Here is a 24,680-nt window from a genome sequence, read left to right as displayed (position 1 = left end):
CTCCAGGTGCCAGGTCTGCCAGGGTGCGAGGCCGTGGGCGTTGCCGCCGAGGCGGCGTGCCCCGGATGGTGTGGTCAGGACGACGCCTGCCTCGGGCAGCAGGGCGCGTCCGGCGGCGTCCAGGTTGTCGGCGTGGTGGTCGTGCGTGAGCAGCACCGCGTCCAGGGGCGGGAGTTCGGAGGCTTTCACGGCCGGGCCCGAGGTCTTGCGCGACGAGGTGGCCCAGCCGAAGGAGTAGCGGTGGCCGGGCGGGTCGAAGGTCGGGTCCGTCAGCAGGCGCCATCCTGCCGCCTCGATCAGTGTGGTCGGGCCGCCGATGTGGGTGAGGCGGGCCTCGGTCATGCGCGGTTCCTTTCCGGAGTCCGCCGGTTGCTTCTTGGAGTCCGCCGGTTCCTTTCCGGAGTCCGGGGCGGCCAGGTCGCCGCCCCGGACGTGGGGTCTACCGGGCGTGCGAGAGTGCCCAGTCGAGGGCGTCGTCGGCGACCTTCTCCCAGCCGGGCGCGGCGGGCAGGAGGTGCGGCATCCCCGGGAACTCCTTGACCTCGGTGACCGTGTTCGACTTGTAGTGCCGGGCGTTGGACAGCTGCACCTTGGGCGGCATCAGGTGGTCCTTCTCGCCGGAGATGAACAGCAGTGGCGCCCGGGCGTCGTTGTGGTAGTCGACGTAAGTGCTCTGGTGGCCGGGGCGCAAGGTGGCCAGGGCGCTGTCCCAGAAGATGCCGCCGGAGGCGGGGATGGCGTACCGCTCGTACAGCTCCCTCGACTCCTTCTCGGGAAAGGTGTTGGTGAAGGCGTAGTGCCACTGCTCGGCGGTCAGGCCGACCGCGCGGTGCCGGTTGGCCGGGTTCTTCAGTACCGGGAAGGCCGACTTGATCTGCGTCAGCGGTACGACGGCGACGCCTTCCGTGGGCGCGGAGCTGATCGCCACCCCTGCCGCGCCCAGGCCGCGGTCGAGCAGGAGCTGGACGAACACGCCGCCGGCGGAGTGTCCGATCAGGACGGGTGGCTTGTCCAGGCCGCGGACCAGGTTCTCCAGGCTCTGGAGGATCTCTTCGACGGTGACCTTCTCGATGGGCGTGGTGTCGGCGTTGAGAGCCTCGACTTCCGCCTCGAAGCCGGGGTAGGCAGGCGCGAGGACGCGGTAGCCCCGCTTCTTGTAGTGGTCGACCCAGTGTTCCCAGCTGCGAGGGGTCACCCAGAAGCCGTGGATGAGGACGATGGTGTCCGGAGTGCTCATGGCTGCTGCTCCTTGGGGAGGGTGTCAGCGGATGGCGCGGTACGCGGCCTCGATCTGCCGCACGACGGCGTCCGGCCGGGACATCATCACGACGTGTGAGGCGCCCTTTACTTCTACGGTCCTGCTCCCGGCACGCCCGGCCATGAACCGCTGCAGGGCGGGCGGAATGACACGATCGGCGCCGGCGACGACGTACCAGGACGGCAGGTTCTTCCACGCCGGTGCGCCGCTGGGGCCGGACAGCCCTCCCACACTGCCGGGCCGCTGGGATACCGCCATCAACGTGGTGGTGGCGCGGGGGAGGTCCTGGGCGAAGACGTCGTGGAACTTCGCCGGGTCGATGTAGCCGTCGTAGCCGGTGCCGCCGGGCAGCGGGCGGAGCATGAGGGCTTCCTCCAGCTCGCTGCCGGGGAACTTCTTGGCCAGCTGCAGTGCGCTCTCGCCCTCGTCGGGCGCGAAGGCGGCGACGTAGACGAGGGCCTTGACGTGGGCGTGGCCGCGGGCGGCGTTGGTGATGACCTCGCCGCCGTAGGAGTGGCCGACGAGGATCACGGGGCCGGAGAGGGTGGCGATGACGCTGGAGAGGTACGCCGAGTCATCGGCCAGGTCGCGCAGGGGGTTGGCCGGGGCGATGACCTCGTGACCGGCCTTGAGCAGCCGGGCGGTGACGGCGTTCCAACCGGAGGCGTCGGCGAAGACGCCGTGGACGAGGACGACGGTCGCTCGGGCACCACCGGTGCGGGCCGCGGCCGAGGCGGGCGTGGCGGCGGCGCCGAGCGTGACGGCGCTCCCCGCCGCGAGCAGGCCGCCGAGCACCCGGCGGCGGGGGTGACCTTCGGGAATCATCGTGTGGTTCCTTCCGGGGTCAGGAGTTGAGGAAGTCGAGCAGGTCGGTGCCGAGTTGCTCCTTGTGGGTGTCCGTGATGCCGTGCGGGGCGCCCGGATAGACCTTGAGCGTCGCGTTCTTGATCCGTGCGGCCGATGCCTTGCCGCCCACCTCGAACGGCACGACCTGGTCGTCGTCGCCGTGGATGACGAGGGTGGGGACGTCGACGGCGTCCAGGTCCGGGCGGAAGTCGGTGGCGGAGAAGGCGGCGACGCATTCGTAGGCGTTCCGGTGCCCGGCCTGAAGGCTCTGGCGCCAGAACGCGTCGCGGACGCCCTGGGACACCTCGGCACCGGGCCGGTTGTTGCCGAAGAACGGCCCGTCGGCCAGATCGCGGTAGAGCTGCGACCGGTCGGCCAGCGAGCCGGCGCGGATCGCGTCGAACACCTCGATCGGCACCCCACCCGGGTTGTCGTCGGTCTTGAGCATGAGCGGCGGCACCGCGGAGACCAGGACGACCTGCGCGAGGCGGGCGGTGCCGTGCCTGCCGACGTAGCGGGCGACCTCCCCGCCACCTGTCGAGAACCCGACCAGCGTGACATCGCGCAGGTCGAGGGTGTCGATGAGAGTGGCCAGGTCGTCGGCGTAGGTGTTCATCTCGTTGCCGTTCCACGTCTGCTCGGAACGGCCGTGTCCGCGGCGGTCGTGCGCGATCGCGCGGTATCCGTGGGTGGCCAGGAACAGCTGCTGCGTTTCCCAGCTGTCGGCGTTCAGCGGCCAGCCGTGGCTGAGCACGACCGGGCGGCCCTGGCCCCAGTCCTTGTAGTGGATCTGCGCTCCGTCGGCTGCGGTGATGAAAGGCATGCGATCGCTCCCGGCTGCAGGGGATGTTTCCGGCTCCTCGATCGTTCATCGAGGGGGCGGGACCTCGAACCACGTGGCGTACGTAGTCATGACCCGGGCCAGGTCTCCAGGGCGTGGGGCAGCTGCCGTCGCGAGGTCACGTCCAGCTTCCGGAACACCTTGCGCAGGTGGTAGTCCACCGTGTTGGCGCTGATGAACAGTTGGGCGGCGATCTCGGCGTTGGTCGCGCCGCCGGCGGCGAGGCGGGCGATCGTCCGCTCCTGCGGGGTCAGTGTGCTGGTCGCCCCCGTTCGTGCCGGGACGACATGTTCTCCCGTGGCGGCCAGTTCCCGGGCGGCGCGCGCCGCGTACGCCGTCGCCCGCATCTCGCGGAACATGACCAGGGCCGCCCCCAGGTGCTCACGGGCGTTCTTGCGGCGCCGTTGCCGACGCAGCCACTCGCCGTACAGCAGGTGCGCGACGGCGAGGTCGGAGACGGTGTCCGGGCCGGACAACAGCTCGACGGCCCGGCGGTACAGCGGCTCGGCGCTGCCCGCGGGAGCGAGCAGGGCCTGTGAGCGCGCCAGCACACCCAGCGCCCAACGGGTGCCGGCGGCCGTCGCGCGCGATGCGAGCGTACGCAGGGCCGCGGCCGCCAGTGCACGGTCACCGCTGCGGACCCCCACCTCGACCAGGGACGGCAGGAGCCGGGAGTGCAGCCCGAGCGCGTCCTGCCGGATCAGTTCCCGGGCGACGGATCGTGCCCTGGTGTGGTCACCGTTTCCCAGAGCGAGGACCACCGCCCCACTGTGCGCGAGGGTCTCCATGGCGCCGTTGCCGAGCGCTTCCGCGGCGTCGAGTGATCGGCGCAGCAACTCGTGGACGTGGTCCTGGTCCGCGTGCCAGGCGACCAACTCGGGGTTCTGGTAGATCTCCCCCTGAGTGGCGCCCGCGCCCATGGCCGCGAGAATCTGCTGGTTCTGGGCCACCAGGTCGTCAGCCACGGCCAGATGACCCTGCGTGGTCTCGGCCATGCACCGGCAGAACAGGATGGCGTGGAGATGCCACAGGTCTCCGCTGCGGCGTGCCACGGCATCGGCACGCCGGAGCAGGGCGGTACGGGCCTCGTGGTCCCACAGGAGGGTGGAGAACCAGACGCCCAACAGGTATCCGCGGAGGATCACCTCGTCGGGAGTGTCCGGCGCCAGCAGCGCGTCCATGGCCCCGCGCAGGTGGACAACCGCCTGCTCGTAGCCGTCGGAGGCGAGCACGGCGAACGCGTGGAGCAGGTGGTCGACCGGTGTCGCCGAGCCGGAGTCAGGCGTGCGGGCCGGCACAGCGGCCGCGATCTCAGCGGCCGTCGTCGACGGAGCCCGGTGCCGTGCGGTCAGCGTCCACTCGGCGGCACGCACCAGTGCCTCGCGCCTCAACTCCGGAGCCTGGTCCCGGAAGGCCTCTGCGGCGGCCAGGCACAGTTCGGCCGCCCTGGCATGGGAGTCGGGTCGGCCCAGGCCGTTGAGGACGCCGGCCCGCACCAGCAGGGCGCGGCCCCGGGCCACGTCGTCCAGCAAGTCGGTGTCGAAGGCGTCCAGCAGTGCCTTAGCCTGCAGCGGCGCGCCGGCGGTGAAGGCCGCCTCGGCCGCGGCGAGCAGCCGCCGGGAGCGCGCACCGTCCTGGGGCGTCAGTTCCGCCGCGCGGGCCAGGAAGGTGGCGCGGGCCGCGTGTCCACCACGCGCACCCGCCCGGTCCGCCGCCCGCTCCACCTGGTCGGCGACGGCGGCATCGGGGCCGGGTACAGCCGCGGCACGATGCCATGCGCGCCGGTCGCTGTCGGCCGGGCGATCGGTCACCTCGGCCAGGGCGCGGTGCACGCGACGCCGCTCCACGCTGGTGGCGCCCGTGTAGACCGCGGAGCGCACCAGCGGGTGCCGGAACGTCACGGAGGCTCGCAGCACGACCAGCCGCGCGGCCTCGGCCGGTGCGGAGGCATCGGCGCCGAGCCCCAGCCTCCGCGCCGCCGCCGCGGTGTACCCGAGGGCGCCGGACGGCTCGGCGGCCGCCAGCAGCAACCAGGTGCGGGTCGGCACGGGCAGTTCGACGACCTGGCGAAGGTAGTGCTTCTCCAGCCTGCTGCCCACGGGAAGCGGCTCGGGCAGCGCGAGCGCGCCGGAGAGCTGTCGGCCGGACAGTTCCCGCCCGAGGTCGGACAGGGCCAACGGGTTGCCGCCCGTCGCGGCCACGATCCGCAGCCCGACCCCGGCGTCCAGTGGCCCGCCGACCACCGACCGCAGCAAGTCCAGCGCAGGGGTTCCGTCCAGGCCGGCGACCTCGGTGACGGGCAGCCCTGCCGGAGGGTCAAAACCCGTGCGGGCGGCGAGAACGAGACCGACGCTCTCGGCATGCACCCGACGGCCGACGAACGCCAGCACCTCGAGGGAGTCCCGGTCCAGCCACTGTAGGTCGTCGACACAGACCAGTAAGGGGCGCTCCTTGGCGACCTCCGCCAGCACGGTGAGGACCGCGAGCCCCACGAGGAACCGGTCCGGGGGCGGACCGTCGGCCAGCCCGCACGCCACCCGCAGCGCCTGATGCTGGGTCGGAGGCAGGCCGGAGGCTTCCTTGAGTCCTTCCAGGAAGGGGATGAGCAACCGGTGCAGGGCCGCGAAGGCGAGATCCGCCTCGGCCTCCACTCCCGCCACTCCCAGCACGCGCAGATCGGCGGCCTCGGCGGCCGCGTAGGCGAGCAGCGCGGTCTTGCCGATCCCGGCGTCGCCCTTGAGCAGTACGACACCGCTCATTCCGTGGCGCAGGTCGGCAATGAGGTGGTCCAGCTGTTGGCGCTCTGGGGAACGTCCTGCCAAACGCACGCGACACCCCTCGCGGTGACCAGATGTTGTGAAGCACCGGTGAAGGAGAGCCTGGCACAGGTGTGGAGCACCGGCTTTACCGTGCGTGCCAGGGGCTGATCCCTGTGTGCCTCGGGATGGGCGGCATCGCACGAAGCGCACCGCGTGCGTATACGAGGCGCATCGCGTGCGTATACGAGGCGCATCGCGTGCGTATACGAGACGCACGCATGCGTACCGGAGCCACCGAGTCAGGTGCCCGATGCACTCAGCTTTGTCGAGAAAGCTCCTCGCAGCGGAAAATGCTCCTCGGGAAGCAGCGGCGACAGGGCCGCTACCGCAGCCTGGGAGGCGCCGTGCTGGTTCTCGACACCAACGACTTACCCGTCGCCGACCGGTACGAGGCTCTTCGAACCGCGGTCGCCCGGGAGGGTGGAGTCGACGCGGTCGAGGAGAACGAGCCGGCGGCCGGCATGTGGAAGAGACTCGAAGTCTGGAACTTCGGGCCCCTCACCATGTTCGACACACGAGGCACGAGCGCGCGCTTCGTGCGCTCCTACCGGAAGACGAGCCGCGAACTCGTGGACAACGTATCGATCATGACGCAGGCCGAAGGGTTCGGCACCGGCGCCTTCGCCTGCGACGGATACCAACGGCACCTGGGAGCGGAAGGCGTCGGGCTGACGCCCCACATGGTCGCGCCACACGAGTACGGATGGGCCGGGACCGGCCGATCCGTGGCCTTCACGGTCGACATCGCACATCTCGCCCTGCCCGTCGACACGGTGCGCGCCGCGATCCCTCTGCTGCGGCACAGCCCGGTCGAGTCCCTGTTACTGCAGCACATCCGCGGCCTGCGCCGGCACGCGGACCAGCTCAGCGGCAATGCCGAGGCGGAGGCCCTGGCCGCGGCCACCATCCAGCTCACCCGCGCGCTCATCGTGTCGGTCGCCGGCCCTGACCACACCCGCCGGGAGGTGGCCGAGGAAACGCTCGTCACCCGCGTCCTGGCCTACCTCCGCGCGCACCTGACCGAGCCGGACCTCACGCCGCAACGCATCGCCCGGGCGCACGGCATCTCCGTGCGCACCCTTTACCGGCTGTGCGAGCAAGGCGGGCTGAGCCTCGAAAAATGGATCATCCTCCGACGGCTCGAAGGCGCTCGCAACGACCTGGCCGCCACCGAGCAGGCCCACCGCACCATCGAAGCCATAGCCCGTTCCTGGGGGTTCACCCATCCCAGCCACTTCTCCCGCCGCTTCCGCCAGACCTACGGCACCTCCCCCGGCCAATGGCGGCGCCACGCCCGGCGGAGCCTGTCCCTCCGCACGGACGAAGCGTGATCAGGCCACCTGCTGCCTGCTGAGAGGTCGCATCACGCGACGGCGGTCCCCTCGAGCTCGACCATCTGGCCGGGGATCGCCAGTCGCGTCACCCCGAGCATGGTGGTGGTCGGCACCACTCCGGCGGCGCCCAACCGCGCCGCCAGCACTCCGTAGTACTGGAAGAGCAGATCGACGTCGGTCGTGTAGACGTTGAGCCGGACGAGGTTCGCGAGAGACATGCCGGCCTCGCCGAGCACGGCCTCCAGGTTGTCGATGCTCAGTGTCAACTGCGCCGCCATGTCACCGTCATGCTGGGGCTTGCCGTCGCCGTCCATCGCGGTCTGCCCCGAGATGTAAAGGGTGCGTGTGTGCCCGGAGACGACCTCACCCTGGTTGAATCCCCTCTCCACCGACCACTTCACCGGGTTGACCGCCGTTCGTTCCACTGCCACATCAGCTCCATTCGATGCATGGGGAGTGCGTACGTCCCTCGGCTCGGCAGCCGCCGGCTTTGACGTCGCGTCAACGAGCCTCCCAACAAATCACGACACCCTTGGTCATGTATTCCGTTAGGGTTCTCGTATGCGCGCCGACCGGTTGGTCTCGCTGGTACTACTGCTGCGCCAGCGTGGTCGGCTGACTGCGGACGCGCTGGCCCGCGAGCTGGAGGTATCCACGCGCACCGTGTTACGCGACATCGAGGCGTTGTCCGCGGCCGGCGTCCCGGTCTACGCCGAGCGCGGCCGGCGCGGCGGTTTCGCGTTGTTGCCCGGTTTCCGGACCGAGCTCACCGGACTGAACCACGACGAGGCCCTTGCCCTTCTGACCGCCGGATCGGGGCGCGGCGAGCAGGTGTTCGGCCTCGGCTCGGCGCTCGCCTCGGCCATGCGGAAGGTGGTCGACGCGCTGCCCGAAGGCCACCGGGCCACCGCGAGCGACGCGGCCCAGCGATTTCTCGTCGACCCGGAGACCGACCTGCTCTCCCGCCGGCTGGTCACCGATGAGGTACCCGGCACCACAATGATCGAGGTTCGGCGCGCGGTGCTCGCCGGACACAAGCTGCGCATCCACTACGCGGCCCCGGGGCAGGCACCACAGTGGCGCACGGTGGACCCGATCGGGCTGGTCCCCGTGCGACCGGGGCTACTTGCTGGCCACGAGATCCGGCGCGGACCGCACCTACCGGCTGTCGCGGATGTCGGCCGCCGAGGAACTTCCCGAAACGGCACAGCGACCGAATCAGGTCGATCTGGACCGGATCTGGCGGGAACGCTCCGCGCAGTTCCTCTCCGGCGGCGACCACATCACCGTGCTGGTACGGATGAACCCGGCGCGGCGGGAGGACCTGTTGGACACCGCGCTGGCTGTCCGCGCAGAAGAACCCGACGCGGACGGCTGGCTGCGGCTGGAGGTGACCTTCCAGGATTCCCGACACGCGGAATGGGCGCTGTGGCAACTCAGCACGGACGCGGAAGCCCTGGCCCCGCAGTCGTTGCGCACCTCGCTGCACAACCGCGCCGCCGCGATCGCCACCCGCTACGGAGACTCTTCCCGAGAGTGAAACGTCAACAATGAGGGAGAACGTATGGAGCCATCAGAACTCCGCCACGCAGTTCAGGCAGCACGGGCGACCGCCTCGGAGCTGGGCCTTCAGGTCGACGATGCGATCGTCATCCACAACTCGGACCGCGTCGCGCTGCGCCTGCTCCCCTGCGATGTTCTGGCTCGGGTCGCACCTTCGCGGCATCTGGCTGGTACCGAGTTCGAAGTAGAGGTTGCTCACCGGCTCGCCGACGTCGACGCTCCAGTGGGTGAGCTCGATCCTCGGGTCGAGCCCCGAGTTTATGTGCGTGACGCCTTCGCCGTCTCGCTCTGGACCTACTACGAACCTGTGGGATCGGAGATCGCGCCGGCCGACTACGCAGACGTGTTCCTACGGCACCATGCCGCCCTGCGCCAAGTCGATCTGGACGCACCGCATTTCACCGATCGCATCGCCGGGGCGCTGAGGGTGGTGAACGACCGGGAGCAGTCCCCCGAGCTATCCGATTCTGACCGGGAACTCCTCAGCGACACACTCAGTGGACTGAGCGCCGCGGCCGCCATCGACACAGGCGGCGACCAGCTGTTGCACGGCGAGCCGCATCCGGGCAACCTCCTGAACACCAGGAGAGGGCCGCTTTTCGTAGACCTCGCCACGTGCTGCCGTGGGCCGATCGAGTTCGACCTGGCCCATGCCCCCGAAGAAGTGGGAGAGCACTATGCGGGGGCTGACCACGGTCTCATTCACCAGTGCCGCGCCCTGAACTGGGCGATGTTCTCAGCCTGGCGCTGGCGCCGAGACGACCAAATGCCTGACCGGGACCACTGGAGAGTGGACGGGCTCAACCGGGTTCGTGCCGCACTCGATCGCTGCGGACTGGGCTGAACTACTGGAGACAGAGGGGCTGCTGGTTCCCGATCGCGTCAGCCCTGTGTGCGAGGGCGCAGGGTCACGTGAAAGTTCTCCCCGCCGTAGAGGGACTCGTAGCGGATCTGCAGATGCAGGCGCCGAGTTATCAGGTCGATGAATTCGGCATGAGCCTGTGGCTCGTACGGGTCCACACTCAGCAAGAACTCCTCGTAGCCAGTGGCGATGGTCTGCGTCTCGGTGAACGTCACGGCGTAGGGCCATGCGACGAGGCCGTCGCGCGCTCTGTCCGCGCCGGCCTTGTTCCACGCGCCGATCACTTCGCCGTCGACCGTCAGGGTGGTGCTTACGACGAAGGCCGGGCCGAGACCGGAGTTGATGAGCTTGATCCCCGCTTTGTGTCCCTTGGACATCCCTCGTTGCAACTGGAGTATGGGCCGCACCGAGTGGCGGTTGTGCTGCCGTGTCGCGCGTACCTCGTAGACCGAGACGGCGAGCGATGCCACAGCGATCACGACAGCGCATGCCGCGACGACCGTCTCCGCTTCCATATTCGCCTGGCCCCCTTCTCCGACCCATCCCGCATGGAATGCCCGAAGAAAGAAGAACTCATGCACACAGGCGCCGGAGCCTTCAGTACCCCGGGCGCTTGAAGTGGGCGTAGGGCGGATACGGCTTGAAGCAGACCAGCACCTCGATGGGGTGTCCTCCGCCGGGCTCCTGGACCAGCGTCGGGAGCGCCGTCATCAGCGCTGAGTATCCCTTGACGACGCCCTTCTGGCGCGGGCCCCAGCCCGCCGCGTGGGCGAAGCTCGTGGCGGTCTCGGCGAAGACGTCCCGGCTGCCGAACAGGAAGAACGTCCGGGCGTGGGTGGCGTGCCGAAGTTCGTCCCTGAAGTCGGCCCGCTCCCAGTGGTCTCGCCAGGAGGCGGCGTCCCTGGCGGTGCGTGCCTCGTCGGTGCGGACGGTCAGCGGCGTGCCGTGTACCAGCTTGCGCCGCAGCTCGGGCCACTTGCTGGGACGCAGGCCGAGCGTGTGGTGGACCAGGACGAGGTCGACCAACTCGCCGACACCCTCGCCGGGAGGGACGCCGTCGCGCAGCGGTACGTGGACGATCGTGTGCCGGGAGTAGGCGGCGAAGGAGAACAGGCCCGCGAGCCGGTTCAGCCCGTCGTGGTCACCGAGCAGCAGGCCGATGGGCTTGGGGGCGCGCAGCGAGGTGTGGCGAAGGGGCTGCCGGGGCTGGACGACACGGTGCTCGTGCGGCCCGGTCCGGGGCCTGAACTGGCGCAGCCTCAGCCGCATATGGAGTTCCTCATCACCACAGGATCCCGCGCGGTGAGCCTCTTCGGCAACGGAGAAAAAGGCGGCGCACCTACGTCAACACCGGCCTGGTGGCGCCGCACCGCAAGGCCACTGCCCTGCCCACCACCCGATGTCCCGGTGTCGGTGCCGAGGCGGACGGAGGAAGGATCACACCAGGGTGACGTGCATACCGCCCTCGGCCAGGACATCCAGGACCTCGGCGAACAGGTCGTAGGGCCGGCCGTCCGCTGTCAGGGCCCGGGACAGGTGCTCGCGTGCGGTCACGGCATCCCGCCAGAGCAGGGTCGCGGGGGCCGTGTAGCCGAAGGTGCCGCCCAGGCAGTCGTCGAGGGCGGCCAGGCAGCCGCCGAAGTAGCCACCCGGCCCGTTCACCGCCTCACCGAGCGCCAGATAGAGGCCCGGTTCGTCGGTGAGGTGCCGGCCGTCGAGTTCGTAGGCCTGACCAGGCGGCCGGTCACGGCGGGCGCGTCGGCAGGCCCGCTCCCGGACAAGGTCGAGCCAGGCCAAGCGGCGCCGGGTGTCGAGGCCGACCCAGGCACCCAGGGTGTCCGGCGGCCCGGCGAGCCACCGCTCCCAGATGGGCCGGGCGTATTCGGGAACGGGCGTGAAGAGCTTTCCGTCGAGCTCCAGGTCGATCAGAACCGTCCCGTAGGACGATGGGCTCCAGGCGCTGACTTGGGTCCACAGCAGTCGTTCGGTGAGCGGCTCGCCCTGGTCGTCCTGTATCTCCAGGGCGGCCTCCTCCAGGTCCAGCGCCCGCCGGGTGCCCTTCGTCAGTGCCGCCCGCAGCCGATCCCCCTGGGCGAGCCCCCGCAGGACGAGCGGGCGCGCCTTCTGCTCAGGCGGCAGCACCCGGGCGAATTCCCGGCAGGAGCCCAGCCATTGGTGCCCGTCGTGCACTCGGACGGGACCTCTGTGTCCCTCGGGCGGACCTTCGTAGTCATCCAGGCCGGTGAGCACGAGACTGTCTGTCCCGGGGAACTGTCGTGGGCTCTCCGCGTCCTCCAGCAGCCAGGGCTCCAGTGCCTCGTCGTCCGGCACCAGCCACACCCGGCTGCCGACCCAGCCCCGTACCTCGACACCTCCAGGGACCCAGCCGAACAGTTCGTACGTCCCGCGCTGGGGCTCCCCGAAGAGTCCGTCCACTGCGGCGCACACACCCCAGACGTGGCCGTGCTCCGTCTCCGTCAGCGTGTACCGGCCGTACCCGCGATGATCCCTGCTCTCATGCACGGTGGGAATCATGCCCGGGCCAGGCTTCCACGCCGCAGCCAGGCTCCGCGTCAGGACGGGGCCAGGACGCAGAACTCGTGGCCCTCCGGGTCGGCCAGGCACGTCCACGGGACATCGCCCTGGCCGAGGTCGAGGTCGGTGGCGCCGAGGGCCCGCAGCCGGGCCACCTCCGCTTCTTTGTCGTCACCGGGGTACGGCAGCAGGTCAAGATGGATGCGGTCCGGCACGGTCTTCACGTCGGGCGTGCGGAGGAACTCGAGATACGGGCCGACGCCCCTGGCGGAGCGCAACACCGCCTGATCGTCGGTCACCTCGTGCAGGGTCCAGTCCATCGCCTCACCCCAGAACCGGGCCATGGCCCACGGATCCACGCAGTCGACCACCACCGCGGCGATCGGCCCGGTGTCCCGGTAGACCTCCCGTGGCTCCAGCACGCAGAACTCGTTGCCCTCCGGGTCGGCGAGGACCGTCCACGGCACGTCGCCCTGGCCCACATGGGCGGGCGTCGCACCGAGAGCCTTCAGGCGCGCGACCAAGTCCGCCTGGTGGGCGGCCGAGGTGGTGGCGAGATCGAGGTGCGCACGGTTCTTTGTCGCTGTCTTGGGTTCCGGGACGGGAACGACGTCGATGCCGACGGCGACGGGGTCCGGCCAGACGGGGCCGCCAACGGGCCCGACGTAGGTGGTCACGCCGGGGCTGTAAGCACTCCAGCCGAGCGCCTCCGCCCAGAACCGGCCGACCGCCGAGGCGTCAAGGGCCTTTATGTTCACCTGAACCGGTCGTAGCGCCATGCCGGCGATCCTATGCGCTCGCTCTGCAGCGACATCCGCACTTACCGTCGCCCAACAGGGTGCAACTCTCTGGCTCAGTCATGGCTGTTCGGTCTCGGAGTGTGTCGCGAGCAGTGTGTTGACGCGCCGCAGGACGTCGAGCTGCGCCGGGTTGTACAGGTCTCTGAGAGCCTTCCCGATCGCCCGGCCGGCGAATGCCTCGCCGTGAGGGGCGTCGGTGGTCGGTGAGCGCAGGTCCGGGTGCTCGTCGAACACTTCTCGTGCGTGGGGCACCATGCGCTCGGCGAGGTCCTGGCACATCTCCTCGTCGGCGTCGGCGGGCAGTGTGTCGAACTCCTTGCTCACGTGGCCGTCGTCGGATGGGTTCAGCAACATGTCCGCCCAGGCCTGTCGAGGCCCCGGCCCGAGGACTCGCGTCATCACGATGAACAGGGACCGGTCGGCATCGGACATCTCCGCCCGAGCGGCGGGGGCGAACTCGGGCGGCAGGTCGGTCGGCATGGACTGACGCAGAATCAGGCCGAGTTCGACACGGACCCGCTGGAGGCGCTCGATGGTGGCCGCGAGTTCGGCGTCGAGGGTGCGCAGAGCCTCCTCCGGGTGGTCGTCGGCGTCGCCCATGGAAGCGATCTGAGCCAGCGAGAACCCGAGGTCGGTGAGGCGCTTGATGCGCAGCAACCGGACCAGATGCGCGACGCCGTACTGCTTGTAGCCGTTGGCGCGCCGCTCGGGTTCCGCCAGCAGCCCGACCTCGTGGTAGTGCCGGACCGCGCGCAGGCTGGTACCAGCGAGCTCGGCGATCTCTCGTGTGCTCCAGGCCATACGTGCAGTCCACACCGTGCCGCGGCGGCATGGTCAAGCCCTGCCCCGAAACGGTCCGTGACCCTGGTCACAAAGGGGTTGAGTATGCCGCAACGGCACAGTGTCCCGTTGACGGTGACAGCGTGTGAAGGAGGACCACGTGATCACCGCCGACGATCGGCTGAGCCTGTCGGTCCGTACGAGACATACGTCTTGTGCGACGGCACCGGTACTGCGTGCCTGCCACGTCCACCTCACCCAGGCGCCCGACCGCGCGCCTGACACGCGCTCGCGCTACTCGATCGACGGACCCACGGCGAGGCCGTGATCGAACTCCGCCGTCATGGAAAGGACCCCGCGACATGACCCGGCTCACCGACGCCGACTACGCCCGCGCCGAGCAGATGCTGGCCCCGCACCGAGCCCGGCACGTCCCCGGATCGACCGTCACGCCACAGTGGCTGAACGGCGGCACGCGCTTCTGGTACCGCGTCGGCACCCGCTACGTCGTGGCCGACCCGGCCGCGGGCACCCGCCGGGAGGCGTTCGACCACGCCCGGCTCGCCGCCGCGCTGTCGCTGGCCTCCGGGCACGCGGTCGAGGCCGCGGACCTGCCGTTCGCGGCGATCGAGTTCCCGGACCGCGACGGCACCCAAGACGCCGTCCGGTTCTCCGCGTTCGGGTCGCGCTGGGAGTGGTCGGACCACACCGGTACCTGCACCCGCGTCGACGAGGCGCAGCCCGGTCCCCTGGAGTTCCCCTCCCCGGACGGGACGTGGATCGCGTTCCGCCGGGACGGGAACGTGTGGGTACGCTCCCGGGACGGGGGCGAGGAGTTCGCGCTCACCGACGACGCGCAGCCTCACCACGACTACGGCTGTCTGCCCGACGCCATGAGTGCCCGCATGGCGATGCGGTCGTTCGGGTTGGAGCCGCCGTTCCAGGCGGTGTGGTCACCGGACTCCACCCGCCTGTTGGTGCACCGTCTCGACCAGCGCGGCCTCGCCGAGCAGGTCCTCGTGGAATCGTCGCCGCCGGGCGGCGGGCGGCCCGTGGAGCACCGCTTCCGCTATCCGATACCCGGCGACGAGGCCCAGGCGACGATGTCCTGGACTGTCCTGGACGTCGCCACTCGCAGGGTCGTGCGCCAGCAGGACGAGCCGGCCACGATCGTGCACCCGAGTGCCGTGGTGTACGCGTGGTGGTCGGGAGAGAAGGGAGACGCGGTCCACTTCCTGCGCCAGTCCCGTGACGCCCGCACCCTTGAGCTGCGCCGCCTGGACCCCGACACCGGTGAGACGGCCACGCTGGTCAGCGAAACGGGCAAGACCCGGGTCGACCCGACTGCACAGCTCGGGGAGCCGCCGATGGTGCACGTCCTGGGCTCCGGCGAGATCCTCTGGTGGTCCCAGCGCGACGGTTGGGGCCACCTGTACCTCTACTCGGCCGACGCTCGGACGCCCACCCAGGTGACCTCCGGGCAGTGGCTCGTCCGGAAGGTCCTGTGGGTCGACCAGGCCGACCGGCAGGTCTGGTTCCTCGCTTCCGGGCTCGACGACGACCCCTACGTCCGCCGGCTCTGCCGGATCGGTCTCGACGGCACCGGGTTCACCCAGCTCACCGACGACGACCACGACCACGACGCCGTCAGTCCCCCGGAGGGCGGCTACCTCGTCGACCGCCCCTCCACGCCCGCCGTCCCGCCCCGCACGCGGGTGCTCGGCGGGGACGGGCAGGTCCTCATCGAGCTGGAGGCCCCGCACACCGCCAGGCTCGAGGCCCTCGGCTGGGCCCCGCCCGAACGCTTCCGCGCCACCGCTGCCGACGGCAGGACCCCGATCTACGGGTTGCTGTGGCGCCCGCACGGCTTCGATCCCGAGCGCCGCTACCCCGTGATCGACCATATCTACCCCGGGCCGCAGATCCACCGGGCCGACCCGTCGTTCAACGCTCCCCTCAACGGCGGGCCGGAGGCGCTCGCCGCGCTGGGATTCGCCGTCGTCGCCGTCGACGGGCGCGGCACCGCCGGGCGCAGCAAGGCCTTCCACGAACTCTCCTACGGCGACCTCGGCTACGCCGGCGCCCTGGACGACCACGTCACGGCGATCCGCGAGCTCGGACACCGGTATCCCTGGCTGGACACCGACCGGGTCGGGATCACCGGGCACTCCGCAGGCGGATTCGCCACCGCCCGCGCACTGCTCGCCCATCCCGACTTCTACAAGGTCGGCGTCGCGGTGGCCGGCAACCACGACAACCGCATCAACCTGACGATGTGGGCCGAGCACTACCACGGCGACGGTGACCTGGAGGAACTCTCCAACCCGGCTCTGGCCGCCAATCTGCGGGGCAAGCTGCTGCTGATCCACGGCGAACTCGACGACAACGCGCATCCGTACCAGACGCTGCGCCTGGTCGACGCCCTGATCGCGGCCGACGCCGATTTCGACATGCTCATCGTGCCAGGGGCCGAGCATGCGTTTCTCCGTCGCGGGCACTACCTCGTGCGCCGGACCTGGGACTACTTCGTACGCCATCTGCACGGCACCGAGCCGCCGGCGTACCGCCTCGCTCCCCTGCCGCCGCCCGCCGATCCGGGCTGAGCCGGTCCGATCCCGGTGCGGGCCCTGTCCCTCGGACACCGATCAAGGAGAAGGAGAGGGAAACCATGCAGGACGACACGTTGATCGTCGAGGACGTGCTGTTGCTGATGCTCGACGACACATACGGCATCCCGGCCGGAGCCGGGACCCTCCACCACACGCTGGGGGGGGCGCGGTGCTCGTCGAGCTCGCGCTTCTCGGCAGGATCGAGCCCGAGGACAGCCGCGCCTGGTTCAAGGGCACAAAGGTCGTTGCCACGGGGAGCGGCCCCCTTCCCGATCCGCTGCTTCAATCCCACTACGACGCGATCGCGGCACACCCCCGGCAGGTCCAGTCGCTGCTGGTCACGATCGGTTCCGGACTCTGGGAGCCGCTGACCGAACGCCTCGTCGAACGCGGACTGCTCCGTCGAGAGCGCAAGCGCGTCCTCGGGCTGTTCCCCACGACGAGCTTGCCTGCCGGGGACATCGATCACGAATCCGCGCTGCGCGAGCGGATGCACGCGGTGCTGGAGCACGGCGAGAGTCCCGATGCCCGCCTCGCAGCGATCATCGCCCTCATCTCGGCCAGCGGCACCTTGCCGAGCCTGGACCCCGTCCCGAAGTGGTCGGGCAAGGCCGCCACCCGCGCGAAGGAGTTCGAGCAGGGCAACTGGGGGCCGCGGCGGTGAACAGCGCGGTGATCCAGGTCGCCGCGTCCTTCTCCGCCGCCAGTGCCGCCGCAGTCGTCACGACGCTCGCCTAGGGGCTGCCCCGCAGCATGGAAGGGAGTTCCTGTGGTCCGGACCGGACCTCTGTCAGAGAAGCCGCAGGAGGGCCTTGAGCGCGGGATTGTCGTTGCTCTTGCGCCAGACGTGGTCCAGCTCGACGGGCCGGGAATCGCCAGGTAGGTGCAAGGGGCGGTAGACAACACCCGTATGGCTGATCTGGGTTGCCGCTTCGGGCACCAGGGCGATGCCCCAGCCGGTGTTGACCAGGGCCAGGATGCTGTGGACCTGGCTGAGGTACTGGGTGAAGACCGGCCGTACCCCTGCGGCGCGGAACGTGGTGAGCAGCAGCTCGTGGAAGTAACGGGCCTCGATCGGGGAGTACATCAGGAAGTCCTGGCCCTCGAAGGCCGACAGTTCCACGGGACCGTCGACAGCCGCCAAGGGATGACCGACAGGCAGGGCGGCCATCAACCCCTCCCGGATGGCGGTGCGTGCGGTCAGGTCGGCGCCGAACGCGGACGGGCGGATGAGCCCGAGGTCGAGAGAGCCCTCGCTGAGAGCTTCCAACTGGTCCCGGGTGACCAGCTCGTGCAGCAGTAGCTCCACCCCGGGCAGAGCGCTGCGGGCGATCTCGAGGAGCTCACCGAGAGCGCAGTAGGCACTGGCGGCGGTGAAGCCGACGGCTATCGCGCCCGACTCCCCCGTGGACACTCTTCGTACGGCGAGAGTGGCGTGGTCGGCTTGTCGCACGATCCGGCGCGCCTCGGCTAGGAAGGACCGGCCGGCGGGCGTCAGCCGCACGGTTCGGTTGGTCCGGTCCAGCAGCTTCACACCAAGGTCGTTCTCCAGCAGCTGGATCTGCCGGCTCAGCGGCGGCTGGGTCATGCTCAAGCGCTCGGCGGCCCGGGTGAAGTGCAGTTCTTCCGCCACAGCGACAAAGCACGTCAGCTGGGTCAGCGTGAACAATGATGCTCTCCTTGTATGGCGGCATCCAAAACTTATGTTGGACGTGGATCAATCGCGAACGTAGCGTCGACCGTATTCGACACGGTGATCCCCGCGTCGCACACCACCCCACGGCGGCAGGGGCCAGCCAGGGGAGCACGCACCATGGTTCAACCGGATCGCGATCATCGAATCGATCGCCGCGTGCAGCGCCTTCTCAGGGACCGCCTGTCAGCGGCAGCGGAGCTTCCCGGCCCTCGACGGACAGACAACACCTGCCCGCCCCGGACACCTCACTGCCGCATGCTGGGCCGCCGGGCCGCCGCGCTCTCCACCGGCCCGCACGACTCCAACCGCGTCAACCCAGGGACACGAAGTGGTGACCACGACGAACACGACTCCTCACGCCGCGCGCTCCACGGGCGAAGCCACCCTCGATCGCATCGCCTGGCTTCGGCTCTCCTCGGTGACTCTGCCGCTGGCCACTCCGATCAGTGACGCGAAGGTCTTCACCGGCCGTCAGAAGCCGATGACGGAGGTGGCTTTCCTCTTCGTGGAGATCGCCACCGAGCACGGCCACGAAGGCATCGGTTTCAGCTACTCCAAGCGGGCCGGCGGCCCCGGCCAGTTCGCGCACGCCCGGGAGATCGCCGGGAACCTGATCGGTGAGGACCCCAGCGACATCGGGAAGATCTGGACCCGGCTCGTGTGGGCCGGCGCCTCCGTCGGCCGCAGCGGACTGGCCACCCAGGCGATCGCCGCCTTCGACGTCGCGCTGTGGGACCTCAAGGCCAAGAGGGCCGGACTGCCGCTGGCCAAACTGCTGGGCGCCCACCGCGACTCGGTGCGCTGTTACAACACCTCCGGTGGCTTCCTGCACACCCCGACCGAGCAGGTCCTGGAGAACGCCACCGCGTCCCTGAACAGCGGCATAGGTGGCATCAAACTCAAGGTCGGACACCCCGACGGCAAGTACGACCTGGCCCGCCTCACCGCCGTGCGCGAACACATCGGCGACGACGTCCCGCTCATGGTCGACGCCAACCAGCAGTGGGACCGGCCCACCGCCCAGCGCATGGGCCGCGCCATGGAGGAGTACAACCTGGTCTGGATCGAGGAGCCCCTCGACGCCTACGACGCCCAGGGTCACGCCGCGCTCGCCGCCTCCCTGGACACCCCCGTCGCCACCGGGGAGATGCTGGCCAGCGTCGCCGAGCACGTCGAGCTGATCCGGCACAACGCCGCCGACATCATCCAGCCCGACGCCCCCCGCATCGGCGGCATCACCCAGTTCCTCAAACTCGCCGCCCTTGCCGAGCACCACCAGCTGCAGCTCGCCCCGCACTTCGCGATGGAGATCCACCTCCACCTGGCCGCCGCCTACCCGATCGAACCGTGGGTGGAGCACTTCGACTGGCTGGAGCCACTGTTCAACGAGCGCCTGGAGATCCGCGACGGACGCATGTACGTCTCCTCCCGCCCCGGCCTCGGATTCACCCTCAGCGACCAGGCCCGCGCCTGGACGATCGCCGAGCACGAGGTGGGCTCCCGCCCCTGACGCACGGGGTGCCAACCGGCCAGGGGTGACTCGGCCCCACCCCGCTCGCCCCTGCCCCGGCTGCCCGAGTACGACGTCGGCGCCCTCGTCGCAGCCGGTGGCACGGGCGAGCAGCCGCCTGCTCTCGCGTTTGCCACCTGGCTCTCCAGAGCTCGCTCCCGGACTGCTGCCCCTGCTCCGCGGAGCCGCCTCTCATGGGCGCCGGCCCCGTCGAGCCGCGTACCTCCAGCGTCGGTGTCACCAGGTGTTCCACAGCCGCCCGGTCGGGGTCCTCGATGCGGTCCCGCAGGACGCGGGTGACACACCGGCCGACCTCATGGGCACCGATGTCGACGCTGGTGAGGGACAGGTCTCCCGGGACGGAGAGGCCGAGTTCCACGGCCGCCGAGAACGCGCCGACGCGGGCTGGGTCGTTGGCCACGAACACCGCCGTCGGGCGCTGTAGTGAGCGACCCAACAGGCGTACCGCGGCACGGTACCCGCCGTCCTCGGTCGTGTCGCACGTCTCGACGAGGATGTCGTCCATGAGGCCGTGCTCCCGCATGATCGCCTCGTAGGCACGACGGCGGATGCCGAAGACGGCGGCGTGGCTGCCCGCGATGTGGGCGATGCGCCGGTGGCCGAGGTCGAAGAGGTGCCGCATGACGCGGCTGCCGGCCACGGCGGTGGGCAGCCGGGAGGCGGCTTCGGCTTCCGTCGCCGACGAACATGTGCAGGTCGCTCTCGGTGAGGGCGGTGTTGACCCCCTCCAGGAAGTCCACGAACCACGGCTGCCGGAGGTCGTTGATCAGCACTCCGATGGCCCGCGTGCGGCGCTCGGTCAGGCTCCTCGCCGCGCCGTTGGGGCGGTAGCCCAGCTGCTTGATCGCGTCCAAGGCCGACACCCCACGTATCAAGACCGCGATGATCACGCACGCGGGCCCGGGCCAGGCGTTCTGGGACACCGTCCGCAAGGGCGCCGATGTGGCCGCCGCCAAGGACAACATCCAGCTGCTGTACTCGGCGGACCCGAACGCCGGGAACCAGGCGAACCTGGTCCAGAACGCCATCGACCAGAAGGTGGACGGCATCGCCATCACCCTGGCCAAGCCGGATGCGATGAAGAGCGTCGTCGCCAAGGCGAAGGCCGTGAGCATCCCCGTGGTGGGCCTGAACTCGGGTACGGACAAGTGGAAGCTCGACAAGCAGGTCGTCGCCGCCATCAAGGACGGCAGTCTCCAGTTCGCCATCGACCAACAGCCCTACCTCCAGGGCTACCTGGCCGTGGACAGCCTGTGGCTCTACAAGAACAACGGCAACTACATGGGCGGCGGCGAGGCACCGGTGCTGACGGGCCCGGCGTTCATCGACAAGTCCAACATCGCCGCGATCGAGAAGTTCGCCGCGAACGGCACTCGGTGATGAGCACAGGCACAGCCTGTCCACAGTGTCCTGAGAGAGAGTCGAGGGATGACTGGCACCCTTGTGGCTCGCGAAGGCACTGTCCGTGTGCTGATCGTGGACGACGAGCCCGAGCTCACCGAGTTGTTGTCCGCGGCCGTCACCGCGGCGGGATGGCGGCCGTTCACGGCGGAGGACGGACGCGGCGCGCTGCGGCTGGCGCGCGGTTGCACCCCGCACGTCGTCGTCCTCGACGGGATGCTGCCCGACGTGGACGGAGTTGACGTACTGCGCAGTCTCCGGCGCGAGAACACGCGGCTTCCCGTGCTCATGCTCACCGCCCGCGACGCGCTGGAACACCGGCTCGACGGGCTGTCGGCGGGCGCCGACGACTACGTGACCAAGCCGTTCTCCCTGGAAGAGATCATGCTGCGGCTGCGCGGGCTGCTGCGCCGCACCGGTGCCGACACAGCGGCCGATGAGGAATCCGTGCTCGTGCTGGGTGACCTCGTCCTGGCCGACAAGACCCGCGAAGTGCAGCGCGGCGGAACACCGATCCCGCTCACCGCCAAGGAGTTCGACCTGCTCCGGTTCCTGATGAGCCACCCGCACCAGGTGCTGAGCAAGGGGCAGATACTCGACCACGTGTGGAACGCGTCGTTCGACGGCGGGGGAAACCTGGTGGAGGTCTACGTCTACGGCCTCCGTGCGAAGATCGACAAGGGACGGGCGCCGATGATCCACACCGTCCGTGGAGTGGGGTATGCGATCAGAGCCGCGGAAGACTGAGAAGGGCAAGCCCCAGGCCCGTACTCGGGGGCGCTCGCTGCGGGCCCGCCTGGTGCTCTTCTTCTCCGTGACCCTCGCCGTCGTGTGCGCGGCCATGACGCTCACCACCGTGTACGTCCAACGCGTCTATCTGCTCGGGGACTTGGACCAGCGGGTCACCGACGCCGCCGAACGCAGTCAGGGAGGGCTCCAGCGTCGGACGGGCGGCGCGAGCGATCTGGGCTTCCTCAACGAGCGCGGGCAGCCCGCCGGAACGCTTGCCGCGCGCTTCGACGACGACGGTGCCGTCCTCGCCGCCGAGGTGGTGACCGAGGACGGCCACCAGCAGGTCCTCACCGCCACCCAGCGCGCCGCCCTGGACGGGATCACCGCGGACGGGTCGCTGCACACACGCGCCGTTCCCGGTCTGGGCACCTACCGGACGACCGCCATCGGCGGCGACGGGGTTCCCGTCCTGGCCGGGCTCCCCATGGACAACGTACAGCGCGTGATCAACGGTCTCGTCGTGGCCGAGACCGTGATCGCCGCCGTCGGGCTCACCGCCGCGGCCGGTGTCTCCGCCGTGGTCGTACGGCGCAGACTGCGCCCGCTCGGCCGGGTTGCCGCCACCGCCGCCGAGGTCTCGCGTACGCCGCTGAACCGCGGCGAGGTCACCGGGCTCACCCGCCTTCCCCCGTCCGACACCGCCCCCGGAACCGAGGTGGGCCGGGTCGGCATCGCGCTCAACCACCTCATCGACCACGTCGAATCGTCTCTCGCTGAACGACAGCGGACCGAGGAACGCATGCGCCGCTTCCTCGCCGACGCCAGCCACGAACTGCGCACACCACTCGCCTCGATCGCCGGATACGCCGAGCTCATGGACCGCGGCGCCGGGACGATCGAACCGGCGCTGGCCTGGCGTCGCGTCTCCGCCCAGTCGGCCCGGATGACCGGACTCGTCGAGGACCTGCTTCTGCTCGCGCGCCTCGACGAGGGCCGCCCGCTGGAGTCGGCCGAGGTGAACGTGGCGACCCTGGTCGCCGAAGCCGTGTGGGACGCGCAGGCCGCGGGCAGCGGCCACGACTGGCAGCTCACCCTGTGCCTCGACATTCCCGCCTCGGTCATCGGTGATGCCTCCCGGCTCCACCAGGTCGTGGCCAACCTGCTCGCCAACGCCCGTGCGCACACACCGGAGGGCACGAAGATCACCGTCACCGTGGAGACCACGGACACGCACTGCGTCATCCGCGTCCGCGACAACGGGCCCGGCATCCCGCCCGGCCTCCTGCCCACGGTCTTCGAGCGCTTCACCCGGGCCGACGCCTCCCGCTCCCGCACCCTGGGCAGTGAGGGCGGCGCGGGCCTGGGCCTGGCCATTGCCACGGCCATCACTCAGGCGCACGGTGGCCGCATCGACGTGGAGAGCGAGCCGGGGCGAACGGAGTTCTCGATCACGCTCCCCACCGCCACCCGCTGAACGGACATCCCCGGGCTCCCGCGAACTCTAAGCGGTTCCACAGACATGCAGGTCAGACCTGCTCTGCCGACGCGCACGCGCGCCGATTCCACGGGCGGACCGCCGCCGGTTCAGTTGGGCCTCAGTTCGCTCCAACAGAGTGATCACAGCGCGGCCGTCCAGCGGGGACGTGCCCATCACGAAGGGATCAGCGACGATGACCGAGCTCGACACCGGTGGGCCGACGGCCCAGGAGCCGCAGTCCGAGGCCGGCAGCCGTGCTCAGGCGAGCCGCCGCAACTTCATGCGCAAGGTCTTCTTCGCCAGCGGCGCCACGGCCGTCGCGACCATGGGCGGCGCGGGAGCCTGGGCCGCGATGGCCGACGACGCCACCCCTGCCGCCGACGCGTCCGCGAGCCCGAGCGCAGCCCCGAGCGGCGCTCCCAGCGGAGGCCCGGGCGGCGGCACCGGCGGCCCGGGCAACCAGTCGATCACCGAGGACTTCTTCGGCCTCACCACCGACGGCAAGCGGATCGACGACCTGTTCACGATCCACTCCACGGGCGTGAAGACCGCCCCGGTGATCTCCGCCGCCAACGCCTTCCTGGACGGGCTCACCGACGACCAGAAGACCTCGACGCAGTTCACGGTCCACTCCACCGAGTGGCGGATGTGGAGCAACATCGACTCCTACGAGCGTCAGGGCGTCTCCCTCGCCGATCTGAGTGACGATCAGAAGGCCCTGGGAACTGCCCTGTTGAAGGCGGCGCTGAGCGCCGACGGTGTGGAGACGACCGAGAAGATCCGCCGCATCAACCAGGCGGCGGGCGAGGCGATCAACAACACCACCGCCTTCAACGAGGACGCCTACTACTGGACGGTCATGGGCACTCCGTCGGCGACCGAGCCCTGGGGCTTCCAGTTCGACGGCCACCACCTCGTCGTCAACTACTTCGTCCTCGGCGACCAGGTCGTGATGAGCCCCTGCTTCTGGGGCTCGGAACCGACCTCCATGGAGATCGACGGCGAGACGGTGACCGTCTGCCACGAGGAGGTGGTCGCGAGCCTCGCCTTCATCAACTCCCTGACCGAGGCCCAGCAGACGGTCGCCATCGAGTCCTCGACCAAGTCCAACGAGTCGATGAAAGCGGGCGCGTTCTCCGACAACGCGGTCCAGGAGTACACCGGCATCCGCGGCAACGCCCTGACCGCCGCCCAGAAGGCCAAGCTCCTCGGCATCGTCCAGGCCTTCGTCGGCCGCGCCAAGGCGGACGTGGCGAAGGTGAAGCTGGCCGAGGTCCGCAAGCACTTGGGCGACACGTACGTCACCTGGGCCGGCGGAACCGGCGACGACGACGCCTTCTACGTCCGGGTGCACAGCCCGGTCGTGTGGATCGAGGTGGACTGCCAGGCACCGGGTCCGCTCGCCGGCGCGTACGGCGCCGCACAGGGCAGCGGTCCGACCCAGAAGCACGTCCACTCCATCGTCCGCACCCCCAATGGCAACGACTACGGAAAGGAGCTCCTCAGGCAGCACTATCTGACGTCGCCGCACCACCAGTGACGCGGACGACGTAACCACCGATTCGGTTTTCTGTCATCGCGAGGGCCGCGCCCACG

22 protein-coding genes and 1 pseudogene are annotated in these 24,680 nt (G+C 69.9%); 10 read left to right on the top strand and 13 right to left on the bottom strand.

From position 1 onward, the window contains the following. The 5 genes from FNH08_RS15840 to FNH08_RS15820 form a co-directional block, all read right to left on the bottom strand. A partial coding sequence (locus FNH08_RS15840) for an MBL fold metallo-hydrolase (protein ID WP_194238495.1) occupies positions 1-342 on the bottom strand: 342 nt, incomplete at its 3' end. 97 nt (positions 343-439) lie between these two features. Further along, on the bottom strand, positions 440-1,237 hold the full coding sequence (locus FNH08_RS15835; RefSeq protein WP_152772124.1) for an alpha/beta hydrolase: 798 nt from the start codon (positions 1,235-1,237) through the stop codon (positions 440-442). 24 nt (positions 1,238-1,261) lie between these two features. Beyond that, positions 1,262-2,083: an alpha/beta fold hydrolase gene (locus FNH08_RS15830; protein ID WP_152772123.1), complete on the bottom strand. Its 822-nt coding sequence runs from the start codon at positions 2,081-2,083 to the stop codon at positions 1,262-1,264. Positions 2,084-2,102: 19 nt separating this feature from the next. Further along, positions 2,103-2,927, bottom strand: coding sequence for an alpha/beta fold hydrolase (locus FNH08_RS15825; RefSeq protein WP_152772122.1), 825 nt, complete (start codon positions 2,925-2,927; stop codon positions 2,103-2,105). Between the two features lie 86 nt (positions 2,928-3,013). Further along, a complete protein-coding gene (locus tag FNH08_RS15820) occupies positions 3,014-5,773 on the bottom strand; it encodes a LuxR family transcriptional regulator (RefSeq protein ID WP_322724599.1) in 2,760 nt (919 codons plus the stop codon). Positions 5,774-6,108: 335 nt separating this feature from the next. Between FNH08_RS15820 and FNH08_RS15815 the strand changes: the two genes are divergently transcribed. Beyond that, on the top strand, positions 6,109-7,095 hold the full coding sequence (locus tag FNH08_RS15815) for a helix-turn-helix domain-containing protein (protein WP_322724598.1): 987 nt from the start codon (positions 6,109-6,111) through the stop codon (positions 7,093-7,095). 32 nt (positions 7,096-7,127) lie between these two features. On the opposite strand, the gene FNH08_RS15810 is transcribed toward FNH08_RS15815, so the two are convergent. After that, positions 7,128-7,523, bottom strand: coding sequence for a RidA family protein (locus FNH08_RS15810; protein ID WP_322724601.1), 396 nt, complete (start codon positions 7,521-7,523; stop codon positions 7,128-7,130). A 136-nt stretch (positions 7,524-7,659) separates the two neighbouring features. Here FNH08_RS15810 and FNH08_RS15805 point away from each other — a divergent pair. Together FNH08_RS15805 and FNH08_RS15800 are read left to right on the top strand one after the other, a co-directional pair. Beyond that, positions 7,660-8,638, top strand: a pseudogene (locus tag FNH08_RS15805) (helix-turn-helix transcriptional regulator). Between the two features lie 24 nt (positions 8,639-8,662). Next, positions 8,663-9,505 (top strand): phosphotransferase, encoded by an 843-nt coding sequence (locus FNH08_RS15800; RefSeq protein ID WP_152772120.1) that lies wholly within the window; start codon positions 8,663-8,665, stop codon positions 9,503-9,505. 38 nt (positions 9,506-9,543) lie between these two features. Here the strand turns inward: FNH08_RS15800 and FNH08_RS15795 are convergent, their stop codons facing one another. From FNH08_RS15795 to FNH08_RS15775, 5 genes are all read right to left on the bottom strand, one after another. Beyond that, a complete protein-coding gene (locus FNH08_RS15795; RefSeq protein WP_152772119.1) occupies positions 9,544-10,038 on the bottom strand; it encodes a hypothetical protein in 495 nt (164 codons plus the stop codon). An 82-nt stretch (positions 10,039-10,120) separates the two neighbouring features. After that, the gene (locus FNH08_RS15790) at positions 10,121-10,792 is read right to left on the bottom strand and encodes a hypothetical protein (RefSeq protein WP_152772118.1); all 672 of its coding nucleotides are present in this window, start codon (positions 10,790-10,792) and stop codon (positions 10,121-10,123) included. A 168-nt stretch (positions 10,793-10,960) separates the two neighbouring features. Continuing rightward, positions 10,961-12,058 carry a barstar family protein gene (locus FNH08_RS15785; protein WP_152772117.1) on the bottom strand — a complete coding sequence of 366 codons (1,098 nt, stop codon included), beginning with the start codon at positions 12,056-12,058 and terminating at the stop codon, positions 10,961-10,963. Positions 12,059-12,096: 38 nt separating this feature from the next. Next, positions 12,097-12,837: a VOC family protein gene (locus FNH08_RS15780; protein ID WP_152772116.1), complete on the bottom strand. Its 741-nt coding sequence runs from the start codon at positions 12,835-12,837 to the stop codon at positions 12,097-12,099. A 78-nt stretch (positions 12,838-12,915) separates the two neighbouring features. Then, positions 12,916-13,659, bottom strand: a complete 744-nt coding sequence (locus FNH08_RS15775) for a helix-turn-helix domain-containing protein (RefSeq protein ID WP_152772115.1) — start codon at positions 13,657-13,659, stop codon at positions 12,916-12,918. 341 nt (positions 13,660-14,000) lie between these two features. Here FNH08_RS15775 and FNH08_RS15770 point away from each other — a divergent pair, with 341 nt between their 5' ends. Together FNH08_RS15770 and FNH08_RS15765 are read left to right on the top strand one after the other, a co-directional pair. Then, complete coding sequence (locus FNH08_RS15770; protein ID WP_152772114.1) at positions 14,001-16,241, top strand: S9 family peptidase; 2,241 nt, start codon at positions 14,001-14,003, stop codon at positions 16,239-16,241. A gap of 175 nt (positions 16,242-16,416) precedes the next feature. Continuing rightward, complete coding sequence (locus tag FNH08_RS15765; protein WP_322724595.1) at positions 16,417-16,911, top strand: GOLPH3/VPS74 family protein; 495 nt, start codon at positions 16,417-16,419, stop codon at positions 16,909-16,911. A gap of 126 nt (positions 16,912-17,037) precedes the next feature. On the opposite strand, the gene FNH08_RS15760 is transcribed toward FNH08_RS15765, so the two are convergent. After that, a complete protein-coding gene (locus FNH08_RS15760; RefSeq protein ID WP_152772113.1) occupies positions 17,038-17,916 on the bottom strand; it encodes a LysR substrate-binding domain-containing protein in 879 nt (292 codons plus the stop codon). Positions 17,917-18,271: 355 nt separating this feature from the next. On the opposite strand from FNH08_RS15760, the gene FNH08_RS15755 reads away from it, so the two are divergent. Continuing rightward, positions 18,272-19,453 carry an L-talarate/galactarate dehydratase gene (locus FNH08_RS15755; RefSeq protein ID WP_322724593.1) on the top strand — a complete coding sequence of 394 codons (1,182 nt, stop codon included), beginning with the start codon at positions 18,272-18,274 and terminating at the stop codon, positions 19,451-19,453. Here FNH08_RS15755 and FNH08_RS15750 read toward each other — a convergent pair. Beyond that, positions 19,395-20,096, bottom strand: coding sequence for a LacI family DNA-binding transcriptional regulator (locus FNH08_RS15750; RefSeq protein ID WP_265579770.1), 702 nt, complete (start codon positions 20,094-20,096; stop codon positions 19,395-19,397). The genes FNH08_RS15755 and FNH08_RS15750 overlap by 59 nt on opposite strands. A 260-nt stretch (positions 20,097-20,356) precedes the next feature. Here FNH08_RS15750 and FNH08_RS15745 point away from each other — a divergent pair, with 260 nt between their 5' ends. The 4 genes from FNH08_RS15745 to FNH08_RS15730 all read left to right on the top strand — a co-directional run bounded on the left by FNH08_RS15745 (position 20,357) and on the right by FNH08_RS15730 (position 24,624). Next, positions 20,357-20,854: a substrate-binding domain-containing protein gene (locus FNH08_RS15745; protein WP_152772112.1), complete on the top strand. Its 498-nt coding sequence runs from the start codon at positions 20,357-20,359 to the stop codon at positions 20,852-20,854. Positions 20,855-20,902: 48 nt separating this feature from the next. Then, positions 20,903-21,622 (top strand): response regulator transcription factor, encoded by a 720-nt coding sequence (locus FNH08_RS15740; protein ID WP_152772111.1) that lies wholly within the window; start codon positions 20,903-20,905, stop codon positions 21,620-21,622. Then, positions 21,597-23,081 carry a sensor histidine kinase gene (locus tag FNH08_RS15735; RefSeq protein ID WP_152772110.1) on the top strand — a complete coding sequence of 495 codons (1,485 nt, stop codon included), beginning with the start codon at positions 21,597-21,599 and terminating at the stop codon, positions 23,079-23,081. The genes FNH08_RS15740 and FNH08_RS15735 overlap by 26 nt, the downstream gene beginning before the upstream one ends. A gap of 196 nt (positions 23,082-23,277) precedes the next feature. Beyond that, positions 23,278-24,624 (top strand): DUF3500 domain-containing protein, encoded by a 1,347-nt coding sequence (locus tag FNH08_RS15730; RefSeq protein WP_152772109.1) that lies wholly within the window; start codon positions 23,278-23,280, stop codon positions 24,622-24,624. Positions 24,625-24,680: the final 56 nt, after the last annotated feature.

It is taken from the genome of Streptomyces spongiae (assembly GCF_009377185.1).
GTDB lineage: Bacteria > Actinomycetota > Actinomycetes > Streptomycetales > Streptomycetaceae > Streptomyces > Streptomyces spongiae.
Note: the sequence above shows the minus strand (reverse complement) of the source record. Positions and strands in the feature narration are given on the sequence as shown.

Excerpts from the sequence above, each read along its gene's own strand:
- FNH08_RS15785 (WP_152772117.1), bottom strand. The coding sequence starts at position 12,058 with ATGATTCCCACCGTGCATGAGAGCAGGGATCATCGCGGGTACGGCCGG.
- FNH08_RS15775 (WP_152772115.1), bottom strand. The coding sequence starts at position 13,659 with ATGGCCTGGAGCACACGAGAGATCGCCGAGCTCGCTGGTACCAGCCTG.
- FNH08_RS15835 (WP_152772124.1), bottom strand. The coding sequence starts at position 1,237 with ATGAGCACTCCGGACACCATCGTCCTCATCCACGGCTTCTGGGTGACC.
- FNH08_RS15800 (WP_152772120.1), top strand. The coding sequence starts at position 8,663 with ATGGAGCCATCAGAACTCCGCCACGCAGTTCAGGCAGCACGGGCGACC.
- FNH08_RS15750 (WP_265579770.1), bottom strand. The coding sequence starts at position 20,096 with ATGCGGCACCTCTTCGACCTCGGCCACCGGCGCATCGCCCACATCGCG.
- FNH08_RS15795 (WP_152772119.1), bottom strand. The coding sequence starts at position 10,038 with ATGGAAGCGGAGACGGTCGTCGCGGCATGCGCTGTCGTGATCGCTGTG.
- FNH08_RS15735 (WP_152772110.1), top strand. The coding sequence starts at position 21,597 with ATGCGATCAGAGCCGCGGAAGACTGAGAAGGGCAAGCCCCAGGCCCGT.
- FNH08_RS15740 (WP_152772111.1), top strand. The coding sequence starts at position 20,903 with ATGACTGGCACCCTTGTGGCTCGCGAAGGCACTGTCCGTGTGCTGATC.
- FNH08_RS15730 (WP_152772109.1), top strand. The coding sequence starts at position 23,278 with ATGACCGAGCTCGACACCGGTGGGCCGACGGCCCAGGAGCCGCAGTCC.
- FNH08_RS15745 (WP_152772112.1), top strand. The coding sequence starts at position 20,357 with ATGATCACGCACGCGGGCCCGGGCCAGGCGTTCTGGGACACCGTCCGC.
- FNH08_RS15770 (WP_152772114.1), top strand. The coding sequence starts at position 14,001 with ATGACCCGGCTCACCGACGCCGACTACGCCCGCGCCGAGCAGATGCTG.
- FNH08_RS15830 (WP_152772123.1), bottom strand. The coding sequence starts at position 2,083 with ATGATTCCCGAAGGTCACCCCCGCCGCCGGGTGCTCGGCGGCCTGCTC.
- FNH08_RS15780 (WP_152772116.1), bottom strand. The coding sequence starts at position 12,837 with ATGGCGCTACGACCGGTTCAGGTGAACATAAAGGCCCTTGACGCCTCG.
- FNH08_RS15790 (WP_152772118.1), bottom strand. The coding sequence starts at position 10,792 with ATGCGGCTGAGGCTGCGCCAGTTCAGGCCCCGGACCGGGCCGCACGAG.
- FNH08_RS15825 (WP_152772122.1), bottom strand. The coding sequence starts at position 2,927 with ATGCCTTTCATCACCGCAGCCGACGGAGCGCAGATCCACTACAAGGAC.